The sequence below is a fragment of the uncultured Microbulbifer sp. genome, from assembly GCF_913055755.1.
Taxonomy (GTDB): domain Bacteria; phylum Pseudomonadota; class Gammaproteobacteria; order Pseudomonadales; family Cellvibrionaceae; genus Microbulbifer.
Genome location: NZ_CAJXKH010000036.1, coordinates 1 through 25,921, shown reverse-complemented (window position 1 = coordinate 25,921; position 25,921 = coordinate 1). Strand labels below are relative to the sequence as shown.

Sequence of the window (25,921 nt, the reverse complement as noted above, 5' to 3'; positions counted from 1 at the left end):
CTGGCGACGAGGGAGCCGGTCATCTGTTGCGGATCGGCTTGACTTAAAAGTCCGCACCCACGGAAAGGCCGATGGTCCGGGGGCGGAGCATGCCCAGGCCCACGGCACCGTTTGGCAGTGAGCCCTCCGCATCAATGGCGGTAATGCCGATCTCGTCAGTCAGGTTCTTGCCGTAAAGCTCGAAGCTCCAGCGGCCCATGTCGATGCCGCTGCGCAGGTTCACGGTGGTATAGCTATCCGCTATACGCAGATTACCCTCTGTGTCCCGATTGGAAAAGCCCGCGGGACGATCGCCGGTGTAGCCGATATCACCACCGACATAGGCGGTGGCATCCGCCATGACCTGCCACTCGTAACTGCCGTTCAGGCCAAAGCTCCACTCCGGTACAAAGGTCAGCGGGTCCCCATTGAAGCCTCCCACCACCGGGTCCGTGTCCGCCGTCAGGTAGGCGTCGGTATAGGCACCATTTAGGGACAGGTTCAGGCCGTCGGCCGGCAGCAGGCTGGCGGTGAACTCGAAGCCCTTGCTCACTGCGGTACCGCCATTGCCGTTGACCCCGAAGTTATTAACCACGGCAAACAGCTGGATGTCTTCCCAGTCCAGGTAGAATGCGCTCACATCCAGTGCGAAGATGCCGTTCGCGCTGCTGGTTTTCAGCCCGACTTCGTAGCTGGTGAGGGTGTCGGAATCGTAGGTCCTTGGGGTGTCTTCGGGTGCGCCGGGTGGCAGGATGTTGGGACCACCCGGACGGTAGCCGGTGGCCACGCGGGCGTAGACCGATGCGTTGCTACTGAACTCGTAGCGGGGCGACAGCGAATAGGTGAACGGACTTTCCGAAGACTTGGTATCGTCGTATTCGAGTGGGCCACCCACCAGGAAGCCGTCCTGGACCTGGGAGGCAACCTGTTCGTTTGTGCTGGCGCGCGCGCCGAAATCGACTTCAAAATCCGGGGTGATATACCAGGTGCCGTTGGCAAACACCGCCATTTCCTCGAAGGTTGAGGGAAGGGCCAGGTCGGCGACCAGGGGTACGCCGGTGGCTGCGGCACCGGTGTTGGGGTCCAGTGCGGTAAACACCTGCGGGTCAATGCCGGAATCCTCTTTGGTGTAATAGACACCGGTCATCCATTCGAAGGTATCGTTGTCTGCCGAGAGCAGGCGCAGCTCCTGGGTAAACTTGTCGGTGGCAGTGGTCTGTTCCTGCACCAGGCTTACGGGCATGGTTTCCGGGTCCCGCCCGAGCAGGTAGGTAACCAGCGAGGAGAGGTAAGTCCCCGGTACCAGTTCCGCCGCGGCCATATCGTCCTGGTAGTTCTGCTCGAAGTTGCCGTAGCTGGTAATGGATTCCAGGGTGACGGCGTCGAAGTTCCAGTTTGCGGTAGCGCTGTAGACCTGGTATTCGATATTGGAGAAGTCGTCGTGGTAGCGGGATCTGACGGGGCTGTCGTGCAGTGGCTGTAGGGTGGCGGGGTCGGCGTCGATGATATTGGATGAACCTGTTTCAATCTTCTGCATCATCGCCATCAGGTTGAGGGAGAAGGCATCCGAAGGTTCGTACAGCGCCGCAATTCGACCACCGTAGGTATCCACCGAGTTAATGTCTTCTTCTACCTGGGTCCCGTCGTGAATATTGACGTTCGGGTCTGTCATGCTCGGAATCGGGTTGTTGCCGATCGAATCGATATAGCCCGAGTCCGCGCGATAAAAGCCGCTGGCTCGAACTGCCAGCTGGTCACTGAGCGGCAAATTGATCACACCGGTAGTCGCGTAACCGAGATCTCCATCTTCCACACTTTCCAGAGTCGTGCGAAAGCGGCTCTCAACACCATCGGTGGAAGGTGCATTGGGCACGTACTTGAGTACCCCGCCGAGGGAACTGGCACCGTACAGTGTGCCCTGTGGTCCGCGCAGTACTTCCACCCGTGCCATATCGAAGGTGTCGAAATCCCCCGCAAGAATGGAGCCGTTGGCCAGCCCGCTACTGGAGCCGAACGGGACGTCGTCGAGATATACCGCCACCGTGGAGGCCACGCCCCCGGTATTGATCCCGCGCAGGGTGATGCGGGAAATACCCGCGGTATTACCGGTAATGCTGAAGCCGGGAATTTTGTTGACCAGGTCTTCGAAGTTGGTGGCCTGCTGGCGCTCAAGCTCTTCACCCCCGAGCACGCTGACCGACATCGGGATTTCCGAGAGTGCCTGATCGCGCTTCTGCGCGGTAACGATGACTTCTTCAACGACCTTGCCGGCAGAATCCTGAGCCGCTAGTGATGAGCTGTAGCCGAATCCGCTGGCCAGTATGATACCTGTATACAGGCTGGCGGCTTTAAATGAAATTGAACTGGGCGAAATTGAACTGGACATGCTTGCCTGCGACCCCCCGGATAGTGTTTTTATAGCGAGTGGTTCCTGTGGGGAATCACTCATTTCTGGGTACCTCCCGCAACGATCTTAGCCGTTACTTTCTGAAGGCATTAGTCCGATTCGGCCAAATGCTGTGCAGATCCGGTAGCTGCAGGTAGGGGCTCCCGCGAATCTGCACAGTGCACCAATTTACGCCTCTGGGTTGCCCAACCCCTGTGCAGCGTGTCGCCAGCCTTTTGGGGTCTGTCCGCAGCCCCGACGAAATGCGCGGGAGAAGGCTGAGTGATCCTCATAGCCGACAATAGTACCGATCTCTGCAATGGAAAGCCGGTTGTCGGCCAGTAGCAGCTTAGCCGCTTCAATCCGCTGATGTATGCAGTACTGCATGATGGTGGTGCCGAACATCGACTTGAATCCGCTTTTCAGGCGCGTTTCGGAAATGCCCAATTGCTGGGCGAGCTTTGGCAGTGGCGGCGGATTTGCATATTCCATGCTGAGGAGGGTGCGGGCGCGGTGAATTTTCTTGCTGTAGGGCAGGTCCGTGTCGACAACCGGGGTTTCCCCGTGATTGCCACTGCTCTTCAGGATCTGCAGGGCCACACACAGCAGTTCGTCATATTTGGCCGAGATCCAGTGCCTGAGCAGGGTGCCGGAAACGGGAATATGGAAGCACGACCAGATGGAGTCCCGTTGCACATCTTCCAGGAAGAATACCCGTTGTCGGGGTTTGCTGTCTGTGCCGGAAATACATTTCCGCAGCCAGTCGGGATAGTTGGTGAGTTCTTCCCCCACCTGTTCCAGCAGGTTCGAAAGCGTCGCGTGGACCACTACGTGGCGAATCTGCACATTGGGTGTGGGAAGGCGGTAGGTGATTTCCTGAGCAGGGATCACCGAAACGATCAGTGCCGGGCCCAGGTTGTGGACATGCTTGCGGTCACCCAGGTATTCCGCACGCCTCACGGTAGATACGAACTGGAAAGAAATGATATCGGCCACTTCGTTGCGAACCACCAGTCGCGCACGCGGGACCACCTCGTTGATATCGATCAGACGGTCTTTGCTGATACGGTAACTCAACAGGCCATCGAAGCGATCCGGGGCGAAATCGTGTATGGCGTGATGGTCTGGGGTGGTGCTGAAGTGGGTCAGTTTCTGCGCGTCGACGAATAACTGCTCCAGGCGGGCGCTGGGGGTATCCTCCAGTTCGAGGCCCGGCGGCACCTCGATATAGTATTCGTCTCCATAGTGCATTTGTCTGGTACGCCTCATTCTCGCAACGGTAAAGGGGCTACCGGCAGGCAGGTTTACCGGCGATAACTCCAGTCTGCCGAATCTGCACATTATGCTGGCGTCTTGGCCTAACAGACAAGTGGGCGTCAAAGATATGATCAGTGAACAATAACACCAATGTACAAACCGGAACCTTCACCATGAAACGAGTTACGCTCCAACTGCTCAGCTGGTTTTCCGCTTTGCTTTTCTCTATCGGCACCGTATCCGCAGCTTCGCTGGATGACCCCGCGACGGTAGAAGCCTTTGCTGACGGGCTGGTCAATCCCCTGATGCAGAATCATGACAGCCCCTCTGGCGTGGTGGCGGTTGCCAAAGACGGAAACCTGTTGGTGGCAAAGGGCTATGGCTACCAGGATATCGAGAGCCGGGTAGCGGTCGACCCGGCAAAAACCCTGTTCCGCCCCGGTTCGGTATCCAAGTTGTTTACCTGGGTTGCGGTGATGCAGCAGGTTGAGCAGGGCAAACTGGACCTGGATACAGACGTGAATACGTACCTGAAGTCTTTCCAGATCAAGGATACTTTTGACGAGCCAATCACCCTGCGTCATATCTTCACCCATACCGCCGGCTTTGAGGATGGCGCAATCGCCTACCTGATTCTGGAAAGCCCGGAAAATATCCTCCCACTGGAAGAGGCCATGGCCCGCCTGCAGCTCGCTCGGGTCAACCCACCGGGCGCGCAGACTGCGTATTCCAACTATGCCACCGCGCTGGCCGGGTTGATTGTGCAGAACGTCTCCGGAGTGCCGTTCAATGACTATATCGAGCAGAATATTTTCCAGCCCCTGGGTATGGAAAACTCGACCTTTGAAGAGCCGCTTCCTGACAGCCTGAAATCGCAAATGGCCAAGAGCTACGCGGTTGAGGCGGGTAAGTACGTGGAGAAGCCATTTGAGCTGGTGAGCAATTTCGGCCCTGCGGGCGGGCTGTCTTCCACCGGCACCGATATGCTGCGCTTTGCCCAGGCCATTCTCAATGGTGGTGAGCTGGATGGAAACCGCATCCTCAAACAGGAAACGGTAGACCTGATGTTGAGCAAGCAGTTCTCCCACGACGACCGCCTGCTAGGTATGGGGCTTGGGTTCTACGCCAACGACCTGAATGGTCAGGAAGTGTGGGGCCACGGTGGCGATACCCAGTGGTTTCACTCCCAGTTGGGAGTCGACCGTGCCAACGGCCTGGTGTATTTCGTTTCCTTCTCCGGGTCTGGTGGCCGTGTACCGCGCTCCGCTTTCGCGCCCACCCTGTATGAAGAGTTCCTGCCCCGCGAAGAAGACGCGGTGCCCGCGGCTCCCCAGGACTTTGCCGAGCGTGCGGGCAAGTATGCGGGTAGCTACGGCTTCTGGCGCTCCAACTTCACCAATTTTGAAAAAGTGCTGGGGTTGAGCGGTGGCATTGAGGTGGCTCCCACCGGAGAAAATACCCTGGTGGTAGGCATGTCTGACAAGACCAAGCAATACGTGGAGGTGGATACCAATCTGTTCCGCGCGCTGGATTCCAGTACCACCCTGGCCGCCGGCATCAATCCGGAGCTGTTGGCGTTCCAGGAAAACGAGCAGGGCGAAATCACCGGCTTCGTGATGGACGGCCTCCCGTTCATGTCGCTGCGCAAGCTCCCGTTTTATGCCACCTCAAGTTTCAACTTCCTGTTGCTGGGGGTGTCGGTACTGATCTTTATCGCGGTCCTGTTACGCCGCTACTACCAGCGCCGCACCGTCCGTACATTGCCATCCGAGGAGAAAACCGCTACCCGTGCTGCAGTGTATACCGCGGTCGCCCACCTGCTGGTTCTGGTCGTGGGTATCGTGGTGCTGTCCTCCGCGATGGAAAACCTGTTCGAGGGTGTGCCGCTGTCACTGAAGCTTTGGCTGATCCTGCCTATCGTCGCCACTCTGCTGACTGGCTACCTGGTTTACCGCAATGTATCGGTGTGGCAGCAGGGCTTGTTCAAGGGCGTTATGCCACGTGTTCGCTTCACCGCGGTAACCTTGGGCGCGCTGTTTATGGCCTGGTTTTACTACTACTGGAACATGCTCGGCTATCACTTCCTGTAATGGGTTGGCGAACGGGCGCTGCCCGCGCAGACAAAGCAAAGTACCAAGGTGAGCCACCGGGTGGCTCACCGAATAATAAAAACAGGTAACCACATGAATAGAAAACGCGAAGTCAGCATGTCGGTGGAGTCCTGGGAACTTGAGTCTCCATTCAAAATTACCGGCCATGTATTTACCAAGGTAGAAATCTTGCATGTCCGTATTTCAGAGAACGGAGTGACAGGCAGCGGTGAAGCCTCCGGTGTCTACTACCTGGACGAAACCGGCAGCAGTATTCTGGCGCAGGCAGAGTCTGTCAGGGATGCACTGGTAAATGGCGCGGACCGGGAGGCACTCTATGGCCTGTTGCCAGCAGGCGGCGCGCGCAACGCGATTGATTGCGCACTCTGGGACCTGGAAGCCAAGCTCGCGAAAAAGGAAATCTGGGAGCTTACCGGCATTGATCCCGCTGAGACCCACAGCTTCTTTACCGTCGGGCTGGACTCCCCGGAAGGTATGGCGGAAAAGGCGCGGCAAATCGACAGCAAAAAGATCAAGGTAAAACTGGACGGCGAAATGCCGCTGGAACGGATGACCGCGATTCGCACCGCGCGGCCGGATGCCGAGATTATTGTCGACGTCAATCAGGGCTGGACCTTCGAGCAGCTTCAGGATCTGGCGCCCAGGTTCAAGGAACTCGGGGTCAGTATGATCGAACAGCCGCTTCCGCGGGGTGGGGACCAGGCGCTGGAGAATTACCACTCTCCTGTCCCCCTGTGCGCCGATGAATCCTGCCTGGACACCGGTGAATTCGAGCAGGCCGCCCGCCGCTACCAGGTGATTAATATCAAGCTCGACAAGACCGGCGGACTGACGGAAGCCCTTGCACTGGCGAAAAAGGCCAGAGAGCGTGGTCTCGACGTGATGGTGGGCAATATGGTCGGGACCTCCCTGGCGATGGCTCCCGGCTATGTGGTGGCGCAGCTGTGCAGGTTCGTCGACCTGGACGGAGCCTTTTACCTGACAAAAGATCGTGAACCCGCGATTGCTTGTGAGCAGGGGAAACTCTCACAGCCTAGCGCCGAATTGTGGGGCTGATTTAAGAAGAAAAGGGGGGAGCGGAAAACCATGAAAATAGAAGCTGCACATCTTCGCAAGGTTTTGTTCGGGACGCTGGCCGGGGTTGCCGCTGTCACTACCGGAATGGCTGAAGCCCTGGCCCGGCCAGCAATGGAAATCGCTATTGTCGGCGGCCGGGTGGTGGACCCCGACAGCAATACCGACAAGGTGCTGAATGTCGGTGTGCGCGACGGCAAGATCGTCTATGTGGGGGGCGACGCAATCAGTGCACCGCGGATTATCGATGCAAAAGGGCGGGTAGTGAGTCCCGGTTTTATCGATATGCACGCCCACGGGCAAAATATTCTCGCAAACCGGGTGCAGGCACTGGATGGTGTCACTACCGCACTGGAGCTTGAATCCGGGGTGTGGCCGGTGGCCGACTGGTATCAGCGTCTGGGTCGCGAGGGACGTCCGATCAATTACGGAGCCTCGGTTAACTGGGCCGGCGCGCGCATGGCGGAATTTATTGGTGAACCCGCTTCCGGCGCTAAACACTGGTTCGAGCAGAACTTCGCCAATCCGGGGTGGCAGGACAATATTGCAACCCCTGAGCAACTGAAGCGGATTTCCGCCCGGGTCGACCAGGGCCTGGAGGAGGGCGGTCTCGGGATTGGTTTCCTGCTGGGGTATGCACCGGGTGCGGGGCGCAAGGAATATTTCCACATGACCGGCCTCGCCGCGGAAAGGAATGTGCCCACCTATACCCACGCCCGCTACCTGTCCATGCTCGAGCCCAACAGTTCGTTCGAGGCCATGTCGGAAATCGTGTCGGCTGCGGCGGGTACCGGGGCCCAGGCGCATATCGTGCATATGAATTCCATCAGCCTGAGAGACATAGGCCCCATCAGCAAGATGGTCGCCAGTGCCCAGCGCGCGGGAGTCAAACTTTCTACCGAAGCATACCCCTATGGTGCCGGTGCGACCAATATCGGTGCGGCCATGTTCCGCGCAGAGAACTGGCGCGCCCGGGTTGGCAACATTACCGCACACAACTTTGACTGGAACGGCAAACGCCTGGATGAGCAGGAGTTCGCCCGCTTGCAAAAGGAAGAACCGGGAACCGGCATTGTGGTGCACCTGCTGGATACCTCGGTTGAGGAAGATCAGGCGCTGCTGGATCAGGCGGTGCTTTTCCCCGAGGGCGTTATTGCCACCGATGGCGGCGACTGGCTGCAGGACGGCAATCCTCTCCCCCAGGATACCTGGCCGCTGCCCGCCGATGCGTGGAGCCACCCCAGAAGTGCCGGTACCTACGCGCGCTTTATCAGCCATTATGTCCGCGATAGCGGGCAGCTCTCGCTGCTGGAGGCGATAAAGCGGGTGAGCTACGGACCGGCCAGCATCTTGCAAGAGTCGGTACCTCAGATGCGCAACAAGGGGCGTATCCAGGTGGGGGCGGATGCGGACATCGTGATTTTTGACCTGGGGGCAATCGATGACCGGGCAACCTACGCAAAGCCCGCGAGAACTTCGGCGGGGTTCGACTATGTGCTGGTCAACGGTGAAATCCTGGTGGATGACGGCGTGCTCGATCCCGAATCTATGCCGGGCAAGCCGATCAGGAATTTCTGAGATGACTGAAGCGAGCCCGAATGGCGCAGCTGCTGTTGATCACTGGCTGAATCCCTTACAGGAGGCTCGATGAACTGGTACCGGAATTATCTGCTGCCGGGACTGATTTTCCAGTCGGTAGTGATCGGCGGCGGTTATGCCACCGGCCGCGAGCTGATCGAATTTTTCTTTGCCAGTGGACCGATCGGTGGCCTGCTGGGGCTGGCCACTGCGGGCGTTGTGTTCGGCGTGGTACTGGCGGTGGGATTTGAGTTTGCCCGGGTCTTCGGTGCTTATGACTATCGCCACTTCTGCCAGAAGCTGCTGGGCCGGGGCTGGGGAATCTTTGAGCTGGCGTTCTGTATCCAGTTGCTGCTGGTGCTATCCGTAATAGGCTCTGCGGCGGGGCAGATCGCCCAGGAGTCATTTGCCATTCCCTCCCTCGTAGGTACCCTGTTGCTGATGGCGATGATTGCGGTACTGGTCTTCTCCGGATCCGAAGCCATCAAGCGGGTACTCGCGGGCTGGTCTTTTCTTCTGTACCTGGTTTACGGCCTGATGATTGTCCTCGCCTTCCACAGTTTTGGCGACAATATTTTCCAGACTTACAGTGAAGCCGACAGCGGCAGTGGCTGGCTGCAGAGCGGCGTGCTGTACAGTGGTTACAATCTGGCAGTGCTGCCAGCGGTTTTGTTTGTGATATCCGGTCTAAATCGCCGTCGCCAGGCCATCGGTGCCGGGCTAATCGCGGGTTTGGTTGCCGTGCTGCCGGCGATGAGCTTTTTTGTCGCGATGATGTCGGCATACCCGGAAATTGGCGACGAGCCGGTGCCGGCCAGTCTGTTGATGTCAAGGTTCGGTTCCGGATGGTTGGAGCTGACCTTTCAGGTGGTGGTCTTCGGGACCTTTATCGAAACCGGTACCGCCTTGTTACATGCAGTTAATGAGCGCCTGGCGGGCCTGCGGCGGGATGAGCATCGGGAGATGCCGGCATATCAGCGTGCTCTGGTTGCCCTGATCCTGCTGAGTATCTCGATTTTTGCCGCGGAGCAGTTCGGCATCGTCGACCTGATTGCCCGGGGCTACAGCGCCCTGACCCTGGTCTTTCTAACCATTTTTATTTTCCCGTTACTGACCCTGGGAGTCTGGAAAATTATTCACAGTTCCGGTGGCGCTCGCAGTAAACCGAGCGAACCCGATCAAGTTCAGTCCCTCGAGTTGCAGGAGAGTGGTCAATCGTGAACGTCATAACATTGAAGCCGCCGTATCTGATTTTTCTCGGGGATGTCACCGAGCTGACCTATGCCAAAACCGGGGCCGGCCTGGCGCAGTGGCGCCCGGATGCGTGTGCGGGTCAACTCAGCCTGGTGAAACCGGGGCTGGCTCTTGGCCTGCCTGACATGAACGTTGAACAGGCGATAGCCGCAAACGTTGGTTCTCTGATCATCGGTACTGCAACGGTGGGTGGTGTGATTCCCGAGAGCTGGTTGGATACGCTGATCGAGGCCGCCGAAGCGGGGCTGGATATTGTTTCCGGTGCCCACGGGCGGCTGCAGGACAACCCGCGCCTGGCAGCGGCAGCGCAGAAGTCGGGAGCGAGACTGGTGGACGTGCGGGTGCCGCCAGCGGGGTTGCCGGTGGCCAGCGGCAAAAAACGCAGTGGCAAGCGCCTGCTTACCGTGGGTACAGACTGCGCCGTAGGCAAGAAATACACCGCCCTGGCATTGCACGCGGCATTGAAAAACGCGGGCATGGACGCGGACTTCAGGGCTAGCGGCCAGACCGGCATCATGATTTCCGGGCAGGGGATCCCCATGGATTCCGTGGTATCGGATTTTCTGTCCGGGGCTGCGGAGCTGCTTTCTCCCGATAACAGTCCGGAGCACTGGGATATCATCGAAGGGCAGGGGGCCATCATTCACCCGGCGTATGGTGCAGTCAGTGTGGGTTTGCTGATGGGCTCGCAGCCGGACGCCTTTGTGGTCTGCCACGAAGCCGGGCGCACGCATATTGCCGGGTGGCCGGAGATACCCCTGGTGAAGATTGCGGAAATCATCCTGCGTACCGTTGCGGTGGGGCGACTGACCAACCCTGCGATTCGCTGTGTCGGTGTCAGCGTAAACACTTCCGCACTTGCTCCCGATACGCGGGCGACTTATTTGCAGAACCTGGAGCGGCAACTTGGGCTGCCCTGTGTCGATCCACTGATCGAGGGCGTGGATGACATCATCGAGTGCCTGGTCAACGATTCCATACCGGAACCGGTAGAGTAGACAAGGCGGCGTGACGGCCCGATAGCAATAAAATCTGGATAGCTATAAAACCAAGTACAACAATAATCTTGCGCCGGTGCTGTAGTGGCCGCGCTCGTGGAGCAACCTATGCCATCATCATCCCCGTCTCTATGTTCTTCCGCCCGTCGCTGTAGTGGGCTGTTGGCCGGTCTGATCCTCAGTGTTGCGGCCCCTGCGGTCTTCGCTACCACGCCCTCTCCGCAGGCCATTGACCGCACCGTGGCCAGGGCCATGGAGACTTTCCACGCGCCGGGTATGGCGGTTTCCGTTGTCTACGATGGCAAGGTGTATTACTCCGAAGGGCACGGGATTGCAGAGGTTGGCAAGCACGCTGAAATTACCGACCAGACACTGTTCCAGATCGCCTCCCTCAGTAAGGCCTTTACCAACGCCGCGCTGGCACTACTGGTGGACGATGGCAAGCTGGAGTGGGACGACCCGGTCATCGATCACCTGCCGGAATTCCGCATGTACGATCCCTGGGTGACCCGGGAATTTACCGTCCGCGATATGGTTACCCACCGCAGCGGCCTGCCGCTGGGTGCCGGAGACCTGCTGATTTTCCCGCAGGCGGAAACATCCCGGGAAGAAGTTGTACATGCAATGCGTTACCTGAAACCCAGCTCCAGTTTCCGCTCGGAATTCGATTATGACAACCTGCTGTATATCGTCGCCGGTGAGGTTGTCAGCCGGGTGTCGGGCATGGAGTTCGAGGACTTTGTCGAGCGGCGACTGCTGTTTCCGCTGGGGATGAAGGACTGCCGGGCCGCACTCTCCCGCACCGCCCGGCGTGCGCACAAGGCAACCCCGCACCTGTATCGCGAAGGCAAATACGAAACCACACTGTCGCTGGAAAGCAACCTGACTGCAGCCACTGGAGGGGTCAATTGCAGTGCCCGCAGCATGGCGAAATGGATGAACTTTCTGCTGAATAACGGCGTTGCCAGCAATGGCAAGCAGCTGTTGAGTCAGGATCGGGTTGCAGAGTTGTTCAAACCCGCCACACTCAATACCCCGCGCGGCTATATGACAGAGCACGCTGGCGCTTTCCTGAGTGCCTATGCCCAGGGCTGGAATGTGTCGACGTTTTACGGGCAGCCTATTTACGCCCACAGTGGCGGCCTGTGGGGCATGACGAGTTATATAGCCCTGATGCCGGAGCAGGGGCTGGCGGTATTTGCCAGTAACAATGCCATGTCGGCGGCGCCGCTGGCGGTGGTCAATGATGTACTGGATCAGTTCCTCACCGGTACGGCGCAGGAAAGCGGCAAGGACTGGATTGCCATCCTCGACAAGCTGGTCAATAGCAAGCGGGAAAATGCGGCCAACGCCGTGGCCGAAGCGGAAGCCGCCAAGGTCGAGGAAAGCTCACCCAGCCTGCCACTGGAGGCGTATGTGGGCACTTACCGCGACCCCTGGTATGGTGATATCAAGGTCAGCAAAAACGAAGACGGGCAGCTGTGGTTCCAGTCCGGCCGCAGCAAGCTGCTGAGCGGCCCACTGGAACACTTCCAGTTCAATACCTTTATTGCCCGCTGGGAAGAGCGCAGCCTCAATGCCGATGCCTATGTCTCTTTTACCCTGGATCCGGAAGGTGGGGTGGAGCGCATTCGCATGAAAGCGGTGTCTCCCGCCACAGACTTTTCCTTTGATTTTCACGACCTCGAGCTGATACGGGTCGCGGTACTGGAAGAAGTTGAGTAACCCTTTCCTCTGGGGCAGCTGCTGTGACTGGGGAATTGTCTGGCCTTGATTGTGGAGTCCGGGCAGTCCACTACCCGGAAGTAGCCATCACCGTGGTTGGTGGGGAAACCAGGTCCTCTTTTACTGTACTTGCTTGTCCTGTTCTGCGCTTAAGGCCCAGAGCGGGACAGTTCGTCCCGCAGGTCCTGCTCCAGGTCAGCGGGTTCGGTGATCCAGACGCTGTCGTCGGCGCCGGGAAATACCCCCACTTCGATCCCGTCTTTTTTCAGGCCCGGCAGCCAGCGGTTCAGGAACTGGGGCAGGGGAATGCTTTTGGGTTGGAGGTCGCTTTCGGATGCGGCATAGGCTTCGGCGAACTCGATGGTGGGCCACAGCGGCAAATACTCCAGTCCGCCCTGTTCCTCCGAGTGCAGCTTCAGAAAGTGCTCGTCGCTGTTGATCAGAATCCAGACTTCCCGCTCTTCGCCTGCCATTTCCAGGAAGTATTCATAGCGGGCTTCACAGTCCAGTTCGAGGATTGCATTCAGGTCATCATTACTCATCGCCTAGGTCTCTCATGGATTCTGGTATTTCGCTGCAAGAATACGCTACTGCCAGACAGAAGTGCATTCTATTCGGCACGGGGCGTTTTTACGCGCGAACCCGCAGGGGCTGTTTCTGGCGTCAGTACCTCGGCGGTAAAGCGCGCGCGCAGGTAACCTTCATTGAGGGTTTCGTGCCAAAGGTCTGTTTTCTGGCCCTTGTCGTAGGCGATTTCGCCGATTCTGCCGGCGTTGTATTTCAGTACACTGGGCGTGCGGTAACTGGCGATGTCGTCGGTATAGGCCTCCTCCGGTGAGATAATCGACCAGCCCCTGTTCCTGAGGGCATCCGCAAGATCACCCACAAACAGCGCGCTGATGTCCATTTCGTGCATCAGTAGTATATGTTTGGGGGAGCGGCCGATATGCTGGATGGCCATTTGGTCGTAATACTCGATACCCGCAATCATCACATCGAGGTAGAAGCGGCGCAGCCTGTCCAGGTCCACCCTTTTGCCCTCGGCAACCGCCTCCTGGAACAGGGACTCGATATACCAGTCGTAGTTATTGAGGGTGATGTAGGCATTGATGTAGCCGTGCTCATCCAGAAATTTTCGCATTCCATTGCGCTTGGCTGCAGTGTTGCCCTCACGCAGAAAGGGGAAGCGAAACCAGGGTTTAAAGGTGGGAAAGTCGCGCAGAATCTGGTCGGCTTCATTCACATCGTCGATATAAGCCTGCAATTCCTGCGTGTTGAAGTTCGGGTGTGTATGACTGTGGTTGGCGATAATGTGACCAGCATCGCCATAGCGCCGTAACCGCTCGAGCCTCTCACCGGTAAGATTGCTGGTATTTGCGAAAAAGGCGACCTGCGGGATCTCGTGTGTTTCCAGTACTTGCAGCAGTGTTTTCGCACGGGTGGGGCCATCGAAATAGCCGGTGGCCTTTCTCGGCGCATCGTCAAACGTGAAGGCCACTTCCTTCCCCTGTGACAGGGCAGTGACAAGCAGGAGAAGGGCGGCGAACAGGTAGCGCATGGTATCGGGTCCGGGGCATTGAATTTCAGGGGCGATTCACTAAGTTATAATCTCGCGCTCACAGTTATATCGCAATCGGCGAATCCGCATTATGGAACATATTCTCTCGAACCCAATGGCTATGCTGGTGATGGTGGGAATCGTCTCGATTGCGTGTCAGTACCTGGCCTTTATGCTCAAGCTACCGGCGATCCTGCCCCTGCTGCTGGCGGGGCTCGTCCTCGGGCCCATTACCGGGGTACTGGACCCCGATACCCTGTTCGGCGACCTGCTGTTTCCCCTCGTTTCACTGGCAGTGGCGATCATCCTGTTTGAGGGCGCGCTGACCCTGAAGCTGTCCGATCTCGCCGGCCACGGCACCATGGTGCGCAATTTGTGTACGCTGGGCGCCCTGGTGACCTGGTTGATCGCAACGCCAACTGCGCACTTTGTGCTGGGTATGCCCATGCAACTGGCCGCGCTTTTTGGCGCCATTGTCACGGTGACCGGGCCCACCGTTATCGTGCCGATGTTGCGTTCGGTGCGCCCGAATACCCGCATCTCCAACATCCTGCGCTGGGAGGGCATTGTTATCGACCCTATCGGCGCGCTGCTTGCGGTGCTGGTGTACGAGTACGTGGTGGCTTCACAAAGTGCGCTTGAGCACACGCTGGTCATTTTGCTCAAGGTGGTTGCGATTGGCTTCGGTCTGGGTTCTCTGATGGGGTATTTCCTCGGCACCCTGCTCAGGAACAACTGGGTGCCGCACTACCTGCGCAACACCGCTGTACTGACCCTGATGCTCGGCGCCTATGCCGCCTCCGACCTGATGTCCCACGAATCCGGCCTGCTCACGGTAACCGTGATGGGAATCTGGATGGCGAATATGAAAGGCCTGGATGTCGACGATATACTCGAGTTCAAGGAAACCCTCAGCGTCCTGCTGATTTCCGCACTGTTCATCCTGCTGGCCGCGCGGGTGGAATTTTTCACGCTCGCGCAACTAGGGTGGGGTGCGCTGCTGGTACTGGGGGCGATCATGTTTATTGCGCGGCCGCTATCGGTATTCCTGTCGTCACCCGGGTCCGGACTGAACTGGCGCGAGCTGGCGATGCTGAGCTGGATCGCGCCCCGCGGCATCGTTGCGGCGGCGGTGTCTGCCCTGTTCGCGCTCAAGCTGGAAACCTTCGGGCTGCCGAGATCCGAGCTACTGGTACCGATGGTGTTTCTGGTGATTATCGCTACCGTGGTCCTGCAGAGCCTCACCTCCAAGCCCATCGCCAAGCTGCTGGACGTGCGCGCACCCTACCCGAATGGTTACCTGCTGTTCGGCGGCGGCAAGTTTGCGCGCATGCTGGCGAAAGACCTGATGGAAAAGGAAGTACCTGTCATTGTTGCGGATACCAATTGGGACGCCATCCGCGAGGCGCGTATGGAAAATATTCCCACCTACTACGGCAACCCGATCTCGGAACATGCCAGCCTGACCATGGACCTGTCCACCGTTGGCAAGGTGCTGGTCCTGTCGCCATACAAGCAACTCAACCCGCTGGTGACCTATCATTTCGAGCACCTGCTGGGGGATGGCTCGGTACTCGGGCTGAGTCAGGGCACACAGGAGGAGCGGGCGAGTCACCGGGTGTCGGAAGAATATGCAAAAAAACAGGAACTCTTCTCAGAGAACGCCACTTACAGTCGGCTTGCCAGCCTGGCAGCGAAAGGGGCAACCATCCGCACCACGCGCCTCACGGATGCCTTCACCATTGAAGATTACAGGGAAACCTACGGCAGCCGCGCCACACGTCTTTATGCGGTCGACCCACAGGGCAAAATCCATATTTATACGGTCTCACACGAACTGGAGCTCAAGCCGGACTGGCAGATTGTCAGCCTGATTGCGCCGGAGGAGGGAGCGGAAAGGTCCGCCGCCGTGCCAGTGGCCGACGGCGACGCTGCGATGGGCTAGGGCGGCGCTGATCGACCACCGCAACAGCGGTGGCCACATCATTGCCATCGCCTTTGCCGAAACCGGCCACCTGGCTATCTCCGCCCTGTACGCCAACAACCTGCGCCTGCGGATCAAGGTGTATGAAGAGGGCAAGAAGCCCAAGACAGCGGCTTCCGAATCAGACGGTGAAAAAAAAACGCGTTAAAGCAGGTGGAAGGTTATCTCTATCCTTGGAGTCACTCGAAGACGAAGAAGTGCTGCACTACTGATCCCGTCCTGCCGGATTGAAAAGGGGGAGCGGTTGCTGCCCCTCAATCGACTCCGGTCACTTTGAATTCCACCATTTCCCGAGATTATTTGGCGGCAAAATAATCTATTTTGCTCTCAATGCTCTGTCCTGGCGCCACTAATTCGGTATATTCGCAGGAATCACCCGTGTTCGGGTCAAACAGCAGCTCCTTTTCGGAAAGAGAGTTCCGATGGGCGGCGGGCGAGATTTGCGTCTCAGCCGGGAGCAAAGGAAAAAATAATGCACAAAATCTTTTTTGCTGTTTTCCGCCTGTCTTTTCTGATGTTTCCTTTTCTGTCCAGCCTAGCCTGGACTGCTGCTCCCGAGGCAAAGTTTGACTTGTATCGCATGCAAGCCGGTGAGGTCTACCAGGCTGGCGCCATCGCCGGCTGGCTCGCAAATGATACTGACCCTGAGGGCGGCGCACTGCAAGTGAGCGGGATTGTGCAAAATCCGGCGCACGGCAACCTTTCGTGGAATAGCGATGGCTCTTTCAGCTATGAGCCCGATGAGGGATTTATCGGCAATGATCGGGTGGTCTATACCGTCGAGGATAGCGAGTCGTTGTCACACCAGGGACTGGTTGTTTACCACGTAACACCGGCTGCCGAGTCGGCGAGATCTATCCCCGGGAGCTGGCCGATGCTGGGAAATACTGCCGCCAATAGCGCCTATCAGCCGGGATTTCTGTGGAATCAGGCCCCGGAGTTTCTTTGGCAGGTGGATGATGGCGAGGGGGCGCGCTATTACAGTCGGCCGTTGGTGGAAGACGGCCAGCTATTCCTGGTACGGAAGGATGAAAGCCTTGTAACCGGATCCCGCCGGAACTGGAATTATGGCATGGCGTCCCTGTCGGCCCAAGATGGCCGCCGGCTCTGGTCTTATGGTTTTCCCATGGGGAGCTTTGTTGGGGCCATGGCAGTTGGAGAAGGGAAACTTTTTGTTTCCCTGCAGAAAACCGAAAGCGGTGGCTGGATGTCCGCTTTTGACACTGCCTCTGGAAGCGAGCACTGGTTCTATCTTGTTCAGCGAGACCTCGCCGGCTATTTAAGTCCCCATATCGTGGGTGGCGGGAGGGTGTGGGTGACCAATCACTTCCCCTCGTCTGTTTTTGGTCTCGATACCAGTACCGGAGGACTGCGAAGCCAGATTTTCAGGGAGTGTGATAGTGACAGCGACTATCCTGCCATTCCGGCATATTTTTCCGAGAAAATATACTCTGTCGATAGTGGCTGCTTTGATGAGCACAACCCGGCAACCTCGCGTCTATTACGCAGGCTGAGCGGTGACAACGGCTTTCGGGTTTCCAGCATCGTAATCGATCAGGGCATTGCCCTGGTTAGAAGCCGTGCCCAGATCAAGGCGATTGATTTAGAGGATTTTACGACCGCCTGGGTGGCAACATTTGGCGGCGAAGTGGCACCTGCCCTGGGGGATGGCCTTCTGTATGTGGTTAGTGGTCGTGAATTGATACTGGCCGATGTCGGGACGGGTACAATTTTACAGCGCTTTCAGGCGCCCCGTGATCTCCAGGAAGCGCAGCCGGTACTGACCAGCGACAGCGTCATTGTTTCCAGCAAAAGTCAGACCTTTATTCTCGACCGTTTTACCCTGGAACCCTTGCATACCATTGAAAGTGGCGCTGAAGGCATTTCCGTTGCCAACGGGGTGCTCTATATCGCGCAGGGTACGGTCAAGGCGTATCGGATCAGTCACCGGGCGGGCGAGCAGGCATTCGCGCCTGAAGTACTTTCGCAGCCGGAGGATCGGGTGATAGGGCAAGGCGAAAGCTTCACCGTGGACCTCTCGACGGTGTTTTCCCATCCCACAGGCGAAGCGCTTACCTACGTCGTCGAGAACGCAAGCGGTGGCGGTCTGGTGGAGAGCACACAGGCAGGAGACCAGCTCACGATTACTTCGTTCGACTTTCCCGGGGAGGATACGGTCATCATCAGAGCCCATACCGATGGGATGCTGGCCGAGGTTTCTTTCGATGTGAAAGTCGTGAACCAGGATATCGAAATCGAAATTTTTGACCAGAATGGTGTTCCGGTCTCTCCCGGTGACGAAGTCGTCGGAGCGATTAGCGGCACGGTCACGATCAAAAACCACCAGGGGCAACATGCCCAGTTTTACAAAAATTTCCGTGTCCTCCACCTGGACGAGCACGGTCATATGGTGGACGCAGATCCATGGGTGCGGCATTTCACGCTCGACACCACTGAATTTTTCGATGGAGAAAACCTGCTGAGTGTTCACGTACACCCGATGAATCGCCCGGGAGATCTGTACCAGGCAGACTTTGATGTAGGGCAGGTAAAAGTCGTAACCCGTAACAATAATCCCGCGCCAAACGGCGACTTCAACCTGCCCGAAATGCATTTTGACCAGAGGCTGATTGGACCGTCGCCAATGCAATCTGTACCGGGCGCGGATTTGCAGACATTTGGTGGCGCCATCCGGGTACTCGACGATTTCGGGGAAATAGACATTGATCACAGGCAGGACACGGCTGCACCAGCACAGGTGATTCCGCACCTGGGGGGCAGTGTTCTCGGCAGGTTCCGCTGGGCGCGGTTTGAACCGCCATTTGCCGAATCACCCGGGGGGATATTTGGTACGGTCAACCTGATCAACTTTCAGCGGGCAGAAGCCTACCCGGCCAAGGTAGTATTTTTCTTTAACGATGCAGCAGGGCGTGCTAACTACGGCTTCCATCGCTTTGAAGTGCCCGCTCTCGCCCCGGAAAGGCGCACTGCATACCCGGTGGGGACCCCCAATGTGGAGATTCTTAACCTGGTACAGGGGGATAGCGTGGTGATCCCCCCCGGGGGCTTTTTCAAGCTGCTCCTCCACGTGACTCTCAGCGATGTCTACCAGAATCACTACAGCATGATGACAACCTGGGTCGGTAACCGGAGTGTTACGGATTCCACCCTGGGAAACTTCGAGAATTATGTTCCCGAAGGGGCGAGGGATTTTATCCTGGAGGTCAAAATTCCCGAGGCGGAAATCCAGAAAATGGAAGCGGTCCGCCTCCCGGGGCAGGGTAGCGGTGCCTTTGCCGTCTGGAATGATTTTGCACATGTGAGTGACCACGGACTTATGTTACCGGTTAGCGAGCACATTCACCTGAGCGGCATCCGCTCCTCGGACCTGGCACATCTTGAGCCCGATGCGGACCGCGATGGCATACTCAACGAACTGGATAACTGTCCCTACCAGGCCAACGCGGACCAGCGGGACACCGATGGCGATGGCCGGGGCGATACCTGCTATGGCTACCCCATTCGATTTATGGATGACAGTAGCCATGGCAGCCGCCTGGTCGGCGGCGAATCATCGGGCCGGGAAGGCCACAGTCTGTACCGGTTTACCGCGGATCAGCCGCATCAGTACAGCGAGTGCGACAAAACCTGCGCCCAGTTCTGGCCGCCGGCAACCGTGCACGATCTCGACGAACTCGATCGCTTGCCGCAGGACAGGGAATTCGGCGTGCTGGAGCGGAACGATGGCAGCCTGCAACTCACGCTGGACGGTTGGCCTCTCTACTTCTATGCCTCTGATCTGATGCCGGGCGAATTTACCGGCCACCTAATCAACCAGCAATGGCTGCTTGCGGCCGAGAGTAACGGGACATTCGAGTACAGCTGGGAGCAGGCGGAATACCAGGTTGATGAGGGCGTGGGCTATATCGACCTGACCCTGCACCGCTCCGGAGATCTCGCATCCCGTTCCAGCGCTGTTTTTCTCGAGGCATCCGGTGCCGAGCGCCAGACTGGCGAGGAGGAGTGGGAGACGGCCTGGTTCGATGACTACGGTTTTACCCAGACGACCGCGGAGTTCACTCTGGGGGAGAGCAGTGCCACAGTGCGGGTGGAGATTAAAAACGATGACCGGGAAGAAAAAACCAAGGCGGTAGAAATTCGAGTAATGCCGGGTTCCCCGGAAGACACCGTTGCCAATTCGGGCAAGGTCACCATATTTATCAATGACGATGATGGCGTCCAGGAAACAGATTCCGGTGGCAGTGATGGCGGTAGCGGCATAGTTTCCGGTGGTGGAGCTGGCAATGAAAGTACTATTGAAAACAATGCGAGCAGTAGCAGTAAAAGCGCCGGTGGAAGTTTGGGGCTTGTCTTGTTACTACTTTTGTCTGGGCTACGGCGGCTCGGGTTGAAGTTATCGCAGGGATCGTATTCTGCATCATGAGCCGCGAGAGCCAGAGACTTCGCTTCTATTTTAGCCTGAAGATAAGATTGATTTTATTTCCTGCCGATAAGTTGCATCCCTCGATATATTGTTGTGTCTGACGCCGGGAAGAATGAACAACTGATCCGTTGGTTTTAACAATGTAATTAATTTCTCGGAGGACCCGGGGTAGATGAGTTTGTCGTCTGCTCCGTGGAAGAGGATTACCGGAGCTTTTACCTGTGGCAGATACAGATCATTTTTGAATTTGTATTTTAAAAGCTGCGGCGGTAGATAGGTTACAAATTTGAATAAAGAATTGTTGGACGCTAAATCCCTAATGTTGACATAGGGGGCTTTGAGTATCAGATTCTTCGGGTTGTTCTCGGCTGCAATCTTGGAAGCTGCGGCGGTGCCAATGGAGTATCCCAATACGATGATGTGTTTCTCTCCATAGCGCTTTTTGAGTTCCTGATAGGCAAGTTCGGCATCGTCAAAGAATTGGGATTCGCTAGAAATGGAGTCACCGCTCTTGCCATAGCCCCGGTAATCAAGCATGAACACGTCGTACTGATTCTCGAGGAATTTACCCGCATTCAGCCCCCAGCCTTTCAGGCAGCCTCCGTTGCCGTGCAAATAATAAACAACACCTTTTGGATCGTCGCTCTTGAATAAAAGCGCATTTAAATTCACCCCGTCCGCGGTGGTTAAATTGATCTCTTCGAACGGATGGGTAAATTTGAATTTGTAGCTGGAATCCAGTTTGACGGGATGGAAAATCAGTTTTTCCTGATTGAAATAAAACAGTGCGCAGATAACGGCGTAAATCCCGATGACAGAGGTTAAAAATACTTTGGTATATTTTAAGACGTTACCGTTCATGGTATACCTCCAGTGAGGTGAATGGTTGGGCTGTCTCCCCGGCATTCAGGAATTCCAGTAAAGCATCGACTGCCGGATAAATGGGGCAAAAATAAGAATGGGAAAGATCAAAATTCTGGAGAAGATTGGTAATTGGTTATTCAATATCAAGACTTTACTTTACCCCATTTATTGTCCTGATCTTGGTGGCAGAATCAACAAATGAGGTCTAATCACATTTTTCGTATGTCCATTTTGTGTATTTGGGCGCCAAAATGTTGGTCCGAGTCCATTTATTCACTTATCCAAAGAGCCTTATCCAGCGCCAAAGCCGGGGTACGTCCAGCAGGGCTCCTGGGGTAGTTTATATACCGAACGGCCAGGTCTCCGGCGGCTCCTGTTCGTCCCAGCCCTCGGTGAAATCCAGGGGCTCAAGCGCGGTAGTCTCATCCAGGTGAAAAACCACATCGAACTGGTCGCGGATATCCACGTCGAAGTAGTGGCTTTGGCGCTCGGTCTCCGGCCGATAGATGACGCCGATGGCCCGCTCCAGCAATGGCTCGCGCAGGGCATCGCCCTGCAACCGGCTCATGTCGAGGTAAAAGCGGCTGAGCCCGCTCTGGTGGAACAGCGCCTCAACACTGCCCTCCAGTGCCGGCCGCACCCAGCGATGGTCGGCGAGATCGCCCCATTCTTGTGCTGCCGTCACGTGCCCGGTGTAGGTAGTGAATCCTACCAATAAGGTCTCGCCTGCGGTTTTCTCACGCACCAGCTGGCCGACATTGAGTTCCCCGCGTCGCACCGCTTCCGTGGCTCGCGCGTCACCCAAGTGCGAGTTGTGCGCCCAGACCGCGATGCGCGCCGGCCGTCCGCGCTGCCGCTCGATGTGCCGCCGCAGCGCCAGCAGAGTGTCCACCATGTGTTCGTCACGCAGGTTCCAGGTGTTCACGCGCATTGAAAACATACCGCGGTAATAGGCTTCCGCATGCTGCACAACGTGCGCATTGCGCTCCGCATAGAACTGCTCGTCTTCGGCCAGTAGGCCGCCCTGTTGCAACCAATGACTGCGCGCCCGCATCATCTCCAATACCTGCTCCACCGCCTTCTGCTGGCAGGACTCACTGATACCCATGGCTGCGGAATAGCCATAGCGTTGCGGGTCGCCGTGGTGATCCATGCAGGCATAGCGGTTGCGCGCGCGTTCCGCGGCCTCCGGGTCGACCTTGTTGAGATAGGACACCACAGCATCGGCGGAGCGGTACATGCTGTAGAGATCCATTCCGTAAATGCCGGTCTCCTGATCTCCGGGTCTATCGGTATTCCAGGCACGCAGCCAGTCGACAAAAGACTCCATCACCGTGTTGCGCCACATCCACAGCGGAAAGCGCTCGAACGCCCCCAGTGCTTCGCGTGCACTGGCACCTCCGTCGAGTCCTCGCACAAACCGGTTGATACGATAGACGTCGGGCCAGTCCCCCTCGACGATCACCGCATCGAGTCCCTGTTCCTCGATCATGCGCCGGGTAATCTCCGCCCGGGCCGCGTAAAAGTCATGGGTTCCGTGACTAGCCTCACCCAGGAGGATGAACTGGCGAGTCGCGGCTTTTTCCAGTAGCGCTTCGTAGTCGCCGGAATTGCCGTTCAGGGGCTGGGCGTGGTGGCGAACAGAAGCTAGTGACGGGTGGGACTCAGCCATATAAGTTCCCCTTTCAACTCGCGCAAGACTGTTGGGTTCGCAGAAAGTACGGAGCCAGCTGCACGAAATTGTAGGGTGACAGTGGCGCAGTGATGAGGGGTGGCATTCTCGCATTGGCGGTAGCGCCGGGGGGGCGAGCAATTCCGAGGTCCACGGTCTACCGCATCCGGAGGTTGGGGGCGGTTACCTGGAGAGCCAATCGCTGTGTGGATCAGACGGATGTTTCAGAGGGACTGTTCCGCACTAAACTAATAAGGTGGGTATATCAGTTAAGAGGAGAGGTTAACGATGACCAGTCCCGCTCGCACCCTGGAAACTGAGTTTCCCGATCTTGCAGATAGCATTCGCCACCTGATTCAGGACAGCATTCAGTTCAAGAATGACCGGGATAATTATCACAAGCTGGATAAGGCCATTCGGGGCCTGGAAGAGCGTGGGATCGCAACGGATGATGATCATTTCAGAGAGCTTAAAATTCAGCGTGCACAACTTAAGGACCAGTTGTATCAGCAGGCCAGGAGTCACAAGCACTGATATGAACCGTATCTGCCGGGGTGGGTATTGTGACTTTTACTTGTTACTTGCCTGAATAATCGGCAGCTCGATTTCATCGACACCGTCATTGAGCAAGCCGTGCCTGCCACCGGGGCGGCATTGGCATTGCCCGGCAGCGAAACCGGAAGGACAGCGCGGTAAGACATAATGTTCTGGATAGTATGCACCAGCACAGGTCGATGGGTAATTGGCATCCGGGTGCCTGAATGAACCTTCGAGATTCTTTTTTCTGCCCCATTTTAAATTCCCAAGGGGGGGATCTATATTTTTCCGGACGTAAACTTATCTGATAAACCTTATCCAGCGCCACAGCCGGAGCACGTCCAGCAGGGCTCCGGCAACGTAGGTCAGCGCGGCAGCCTTGAGAACACTATGAGCTGCGTTCATTAGATGCTCAGGAAGGTAACCCTCTTTCAGGATCGGCAGGGCCTTGTTGAAGCTCGCATCGTACTCTTCCGGCAGTATCGCCACGTACATAAGCGCGGAACAGAGCATGGTGATGACCGCAATGACGCCGATCCCCATGAAGATGACCGGTGACCTGATCAGCAGGGTGACAATCGGCGCGAAGACCAGAATGGCGGCACCGATACGCTGGATCTGATGCGCCCGCCCCAGATACCTGTCCCGCAATTTTGAAATGGGCTCCTCCCGGCAGAACTGGATGGCATGGCCGATTTCATGTGCGGCCACAGCCACCGCGGTCACCGACTTGCCGTGGTAGATGTCCGGACTCAGGGCCACGACCTTTTCCGCAGGGGAGTAGTAGTTCTCGCCCGCATTGGCCTTTTTTACCTTTACCCCCGCGAGCTTGTAGCGGTCGATCAGGTGCTCGGCCAGCTCCGCACCAGATCCCGGCATATCGCCGATTTCCTTTGAGTGGCGCCACAGTACAAAGCGTACCCATAGTTGCGGGCCGGCGATAAGGGCGGCGATGGCCAGGGCGATCAGTAGGTAGGGCATCTTGGGGCTGTCGTGCTTAGATGGATAGTTGGTTTAGGTGTCAAAAGTTTATTCTGCTCCAATTGGTAGAGTTTTAAGCGTGTCGCTGCAACCTTGCTAAGGGGAGGGGTAGGACCAGTGGGACCAGAATGTCGGGCGATGTTGCTGGTTAGGGTCGCTGGTGGCGGCTGAGAGGCCCACGTAGGCACCGCGGCTTACATTGAGAGCGTCAGTCAATTCGAGGGCGGCGTCAAGGACGGGCGTCTTCATATCGTCGACGTAGATCGCCAAGTGTCCACGCCGCCAGTCAATTTTGACCTGGTGCTCGGCTCCCTCTTCCAGAGCGGGGAGAGCTGCCTGCGCCAGGGAGGTGGGCGGGACACTTACTGATGGAGCAATCCGATTGACGCTGACGCGCATGGCGCTGTCGTCTTCATCGTTGGCAAACGTATCGAACTCAATGGCAATGCCTTCCGCTAGCCCCGCGCCAGCCCCCTCAAAGTGGCTGGGAATAGCCATTGACAAGAGATAGGCGAAACTATTGCCGCCTTTTGCACCATTGTCGTCCATGACGCTGCCCGCCAGGTCGATGATAAATTTGAAGGATGCAGTGAAACCTCCGCTCATGCGCATACGTTCGCGCATGAAGATTGCCCCCGTTTGCTTTGATGCTGCCGAGGTCAGAACCAATGGACCGTCGGTGAGTATTCCTGCATCGCCCAGGACATGCAGTGTCGCCTCTGCATTCGCGAAGCCGCCCAGAATACGCCCCGTACTTAACTCGTCTGGCGTTAAGCTGCCCCTGCCAGGGGAAGTGGACAAGGCCGCCAGCTCACTCTCGAAGCTCGCATAGGAGATGGCAAACTCCGATTTGGAAGTGACCAGGATGTCGTAGACACAGTCGCGCAGGAGCATAGGTTCTTTGATGCCAGCTTTCGCGCAGGCGAGCTCGGCGTCCTTGCGGTCCGGCACCGCCTCGACCAAGCGCCTCTGGTTGATTTGGGCGGGAAAATCCCGGAGCTGATAATCCTCTGTGGTGCGTCCCTCGTCGTAGTCGAAGAGACTTTCGTCTTGAGTGATGCGCCAACTGTTACCCCATGTCTCGTAAAGCTGCTGCCGAAATTCGTCTGCGTCAGCGGTGGCGAATTGGACTTGCTGCCCGGTGCGACTCATAAGGTCATCCGACCGATCCCCGTCATAGTTCCCCAACAGGCCGCGCGGCCTTCCCACACGGTCTGCCTTCAGGCGCAAGGCGGCATTGAGCCAGCGGTGGTTCAGATTGTCGACGACAATGCTGTCACCGTGAGCTGTTTGAATACGGACGGTATTCACCGTTCGCTCGATGCGGGTCCCATCCGTTAGTTCCTGCGCGGATTCCAGCATTTCTTCACCGTTGACCCGAACGTTCGGTTCTTCGCGGTAAATACCGATACGTGTGGCTGGAGTCTGAATGGCTAGCGCGGTGAGGACTGAGATGGTGTTGTAATTCTGGTAGGGCTCCAAGCGGACCATGATGGCTAGGTTATCGGACGTGTCTCGG

Annotated in this window: 17 protein-coding genes; 9 read left to right on the top strand and 8 right to left on the bottom strand. The window is 57.2% G+C overall.

From position 1 onward, the window contains the following. Positions 1 to 43 precede the first annotated feature (43 nt). Together QZ511_RS08185 and QZ511_RS08180 are read right to left on the bottom strand one after the other, a co-directional pair. Positions 44 to 2,365 (bottom strand): TonB-dependent receptor, encoded by a 2,322-nt coding sequence (locus QZ511_RS08185; RefSeq protein ID WP_295801508.1) that lies wholly within the window; start codon positions 2,363 to 2,365, stop codon positions 44 to 46. A gap of 189 nt (positions 2,366 to 2,554) precedes the next feature. Beyond that, a complete protein-coding gene (locus QZ511_RS08180) occupies positions 2,555 to 3,616 on the bottom strand; it encodes an AraC family transcriptional regulator (protein WP_295801506.1) in 1,062 nt (353 codons plus the stop codon). 179 nt (positions 3,617 to 3,795) lie between these two features. On the opposite strand from QZ511_RS08180, the gene QZ511_RS08175 reads away from it, so the two are divergent. The 6 genes from QZ511_RS08175 to QZ511_RS08150 all read left to right on the top strand — a co-directional run bounded on the left by QZ511_RS08175 (position 3,796) and on the right by QZ511_RS08150 (position 12,362). Continuing rightward, positions 3,796 to 5,712, top strand: coding sequence for a serine hydrolase (locus QZ511_RS08175; RefSeq protein ID WP_295801504.1), 1,917 nt, complete (start codon positions 3,796 to 3,798; stop codon positions 5,710 to 5,712). Between the two features lie 93 nt (positions 5,713 to 5,805). Next, positions 5,806 to 6,789 (top strand): N-acetyl-D-Glu racemase DgcA, encoded by a 984-nt coding sequence (gene dgcA, locus QZ511_RS08170; RefSeq protein WP_295801502.1) that lies wholly within the window; start codon positions 5,806 to 5,808, stop codon positions 6,787 to 6,789. Between the two features lie 30 nt (positions 6,790 to 6,819). Further along, positions 6,820 to 8,385, top strand: a complete 1,566-nt coding sequence (locus QZ511_RS08165) for an amidohydrolase family protein (RefSeq protein ID WP_295801501.1) — start codon at positions 6,820 to 6,822, stop codon at positions 8,383 to 8,385. 69 nt (positions 8,386 to 8,454) lie between these two features. Continuing rightward, positions 8,455 to 9,606, top strand: a complete 1,152-nt coding sequence (locus tag QZ511_RS08160; RefSeq protein ID WP_295801499.1) for a hypothetical protein — start codon at positions 8,455 to 8,457, stop codon at positions 9,604 to 9,606. Continuing rightward, positions 9,603 to 10,637, top strand: coding sequence for a DUF1611 domain-containing protein (locus QZ511_RS08155; protein WP_295801497.1), 1,035 nt, complete (start codon positions 9,603 to 9,605; stop codon positions 10,635 to 10,637). The genes QZ511_RS08160 and QZ511_RS08155 overlap by 4 nt, the downstream gene beginning before the upstream one ends. A gap of 162 nt (positions 10,638 to 10,799) precedes the next feature. Then, on the top strand, positions 10,800 to 12,362 hold the full coding sequence (locus tag QZ511_RS08150) for a serine hydrolase (protein ID WP_295801496.1): 1,563 nt from the start codon (positions 10,800 to 10,802) through the stop codon (positions 12,360 to 12,362). 149 nt (positions 12,363 to 12,511) lie between these two features. Here the strand turns inward: QZ511_RS08150 and QZ511_RS08145 are convergent, their stop codons facing one another. Together QZ511_RS08145 and QZ511_RS08140 are read right to left on the bottom strand one after the other, a co-directional pair. After that, entirely contained in the window at positions 12,512 to 12,904 is a 393-nt protein-coding gene (locus QZ511_RS08145) for a DUF2750 domain-containing protein (RefSeq protein WP_295801493.1), read from the bottom strand. A 68-nt stretch (positions 12,905 to 12,972) separates the two neighbouring features. Continuing rightward, positions 12,973 to 13,920: a polysaccharide deacetylase family protein gene (locus tag QZ511_RS08140; protein ID WP_295801491.1), complete on the bottom strand. Its 948-nt coding sequence runs from the start codon at positions 13,918 to 13,920 to the stop codon at positions 12,973 to 12,975. Between the two features lie 91 nt (positions 13,921 to 14,011). Between QZ511_RS08140 and QZ511_RS08135 the strand changes: the two genes are divergently transcribed. Together QZ511_RS08135 and QZ511_RS08130 are read left to right on the top strand one after the other, a co-directional pair. Then, the gene (locus tag QZ511_RS08135; RefSeq protein WP_295801489.1) at positions 14,012 to 15,865 is read left to right on the top strand and encodes a sodium:proton antiporter; all 1,854 of its coding nucleotides are present in this window, start codon (positions 14,012 to 14,014) and stop codon (positions 15,863 to 15,865) included. 511 nt (positions 15,866 to 16,376) lie between these two features. Then, positions 16,377 to 20,348: an Ig-like domain-containing protein gene (locus QZ511_RS08130; RefSeq protein WP_295801488.1), complete on the top strand. Its 3,972-nt coding sequence runs from the start codon at positions 16,377 to 16,379 to the stop codon at positions 20,346 to 20,348. Between the two features lie 30 nt (positions 20,349 to 20,378). On the opposite strand, the gene QZ511_RS08125 is transcribed toward QZ511_RS08130, so the two are convergent. Both QZ511_RS08125 and QZ511_RS08120 read right to left on the bottom strand, forming a co-directional pair. Next, positions 20,379 to 21,209, bottom strand: coding sequence for an alpha/beta fold hydrolase (locus QZ511_RS08125; protein ID WP_295801487.1), 831 nt, complete (start codon positions 21,207 to 21,209; stop codon positions 20,379 to 20,381). A 343-nt stretch (positions 21,210 to 21,552) separates the two neighbouring features. Continuing rightward, positions 21,553 to 22,884 (bottom strand): erythromycin esterase family protein, encoded by a 1,332-nt coding sequence (locus QZ511_RS08120; RefSeq protein ID WP_295801485.1) that lies wholly within the window; start codon positions 22,882 to 22,884, stop codon positions 21,553 to 21,555. A 288-nt stretch (positions 22,885 to 23,172) separates the two neighbouring features. Here QZ511_RS08120 and QZ511_RS08115 point away from each other — a divergent pair, with 288 nt between their 5' ends. Then, the gene (locus tag QZ511_RS08115; RefSeq protein ID WP_295801483.1) at positions 23,173 to 23,418 is read left to right on the top strand and encodes a YdcH family protein; all 246 of its coding nucleotides are present in this window, start codon (positions 23,173 to 23,175) and stop codon (positions 23,416 to 23,418) included. 303 nt (positions 23,419 to 23,721) lie between these two features. Here QZ511_RS08115 and QZ511_RS08110 read toward each other — a convergent pair whose 3' ends face one another. Continuing rightward, the gene (locus QZ511_RS08110) at positions 23,722 to 24,402 is read right to left on the bottom strand and encodes a zinc metallopeptidase (protein WP_295801481.1); all 681 of its coding nucleotides are present in this window, start codon (positions 24,400 to 24,402) and stop codon (positions 23,722 to 23,724) included. A gap of 96 nt (positions 24,403 to 24,498) precedes the next feature. Then, positions 24,499 to 25,921: VWD domain-containing protein (locus QZ511_RS08105; protein ID WP_295801479.1), on the bottom strand; the 1,423-nt coding region annotated here is incomplete at its 5' end.

Coding starts and splice junctions, on each gene's coding strand:
- QZ511_RS08125 (WP_295801487.1), bottom strand. CDS start 21,209: ATGAACGGTAACGTCTTAAAATATACCAAAGTATTTTTAACCTCTGTC.
- QZ511_RS08110 (WP_295801481.1), bottom strand. CDS start 24,402: ATGCCCTACCTACTGATCGCCCTGGCCATCGCCGCCCTTATCGCCGGC.
- QZ511_RS08115 (WP_295801483.1), top strand. CDS start 23,173: ATGACCAGTCCCGCTCGCACCCTGGAAACTGAGTTTCCCGATCTTGCA.
- QZ511_RS08185 (WP_295801508.1), bottom strand. CDS start 2,365: ATGTCCAGTTCAATTTCGCCCAGTTCAATTTCATTTAAAGCCGCCAGC.
- QZ511_RS08160 (WP_295801499.1), top strand. CDS start 8,455: ATGAACTGGTACCGGAATTATCTGCTGCCGGGACTGATTTTCCAGTCG.
- dgcA (WP_295801502.1), top strand. CDS start 5,806: ATGAATAGAAAACGCGAAGTCAGCATGTCGGTGGAGTCCTGGGAACTT.
- QZ511_RS08175 (WP_295801504.1), top strand. CDS start 3,796: ATGAAACGAGTTACGCTCCAACTGCTCAGCTGGTTTTCCGCTTTGCTT.
- QZ511_RS08120 (WP_295801485.1), bottom strand. CDS start 22,884: ATGGCTGAGTCCCACCCGTCACTAGCTTCTGTTCGCCACCACGCCCAG.
- QZ511_RS08180 (WP_295801506.1), bottom strand. CDS start 3,616: ATGCACTATGGAGACGAATACTATATCGAGGTGCCGCCGGGCCTCGAA.
- QZ511_RS08140 (WP_295801491.1), bottom strand. CDS start 13,920: ATGCGCTACCTGTTCGCCGCCCTTCTCCTGCTTGTCACTGCCCTGTCA.
- QZ511_RS08145 (WP_295801493.1), bottom strand. CDS start 12,904: ATGAGTAATGATGACCTGAATGCAATCCTCGAACTGGACTGTGAAGCC.
- QZ511_RS08135 (WP_295801489.1), top strand. CDS start 14,012: ATGGAACATATTCTCTCGAACCCAATGGCTATGCTGGTGATGGTGGGA.
- QZ511_RS08165 (WP_295801501.1), top strand. CDS start 6,820: ATGAAAATAGAAGCTGCACATCTTCGCAAGGTTTTGTTCGGGACGCTG.
- QZ511_RS08130 (WP_295801488.1), top strand. CDS start 16,377: ATGCACAAAATCTTTTTTGCTGTTTTCCGCCTGTCTTTTCTGATGTTT.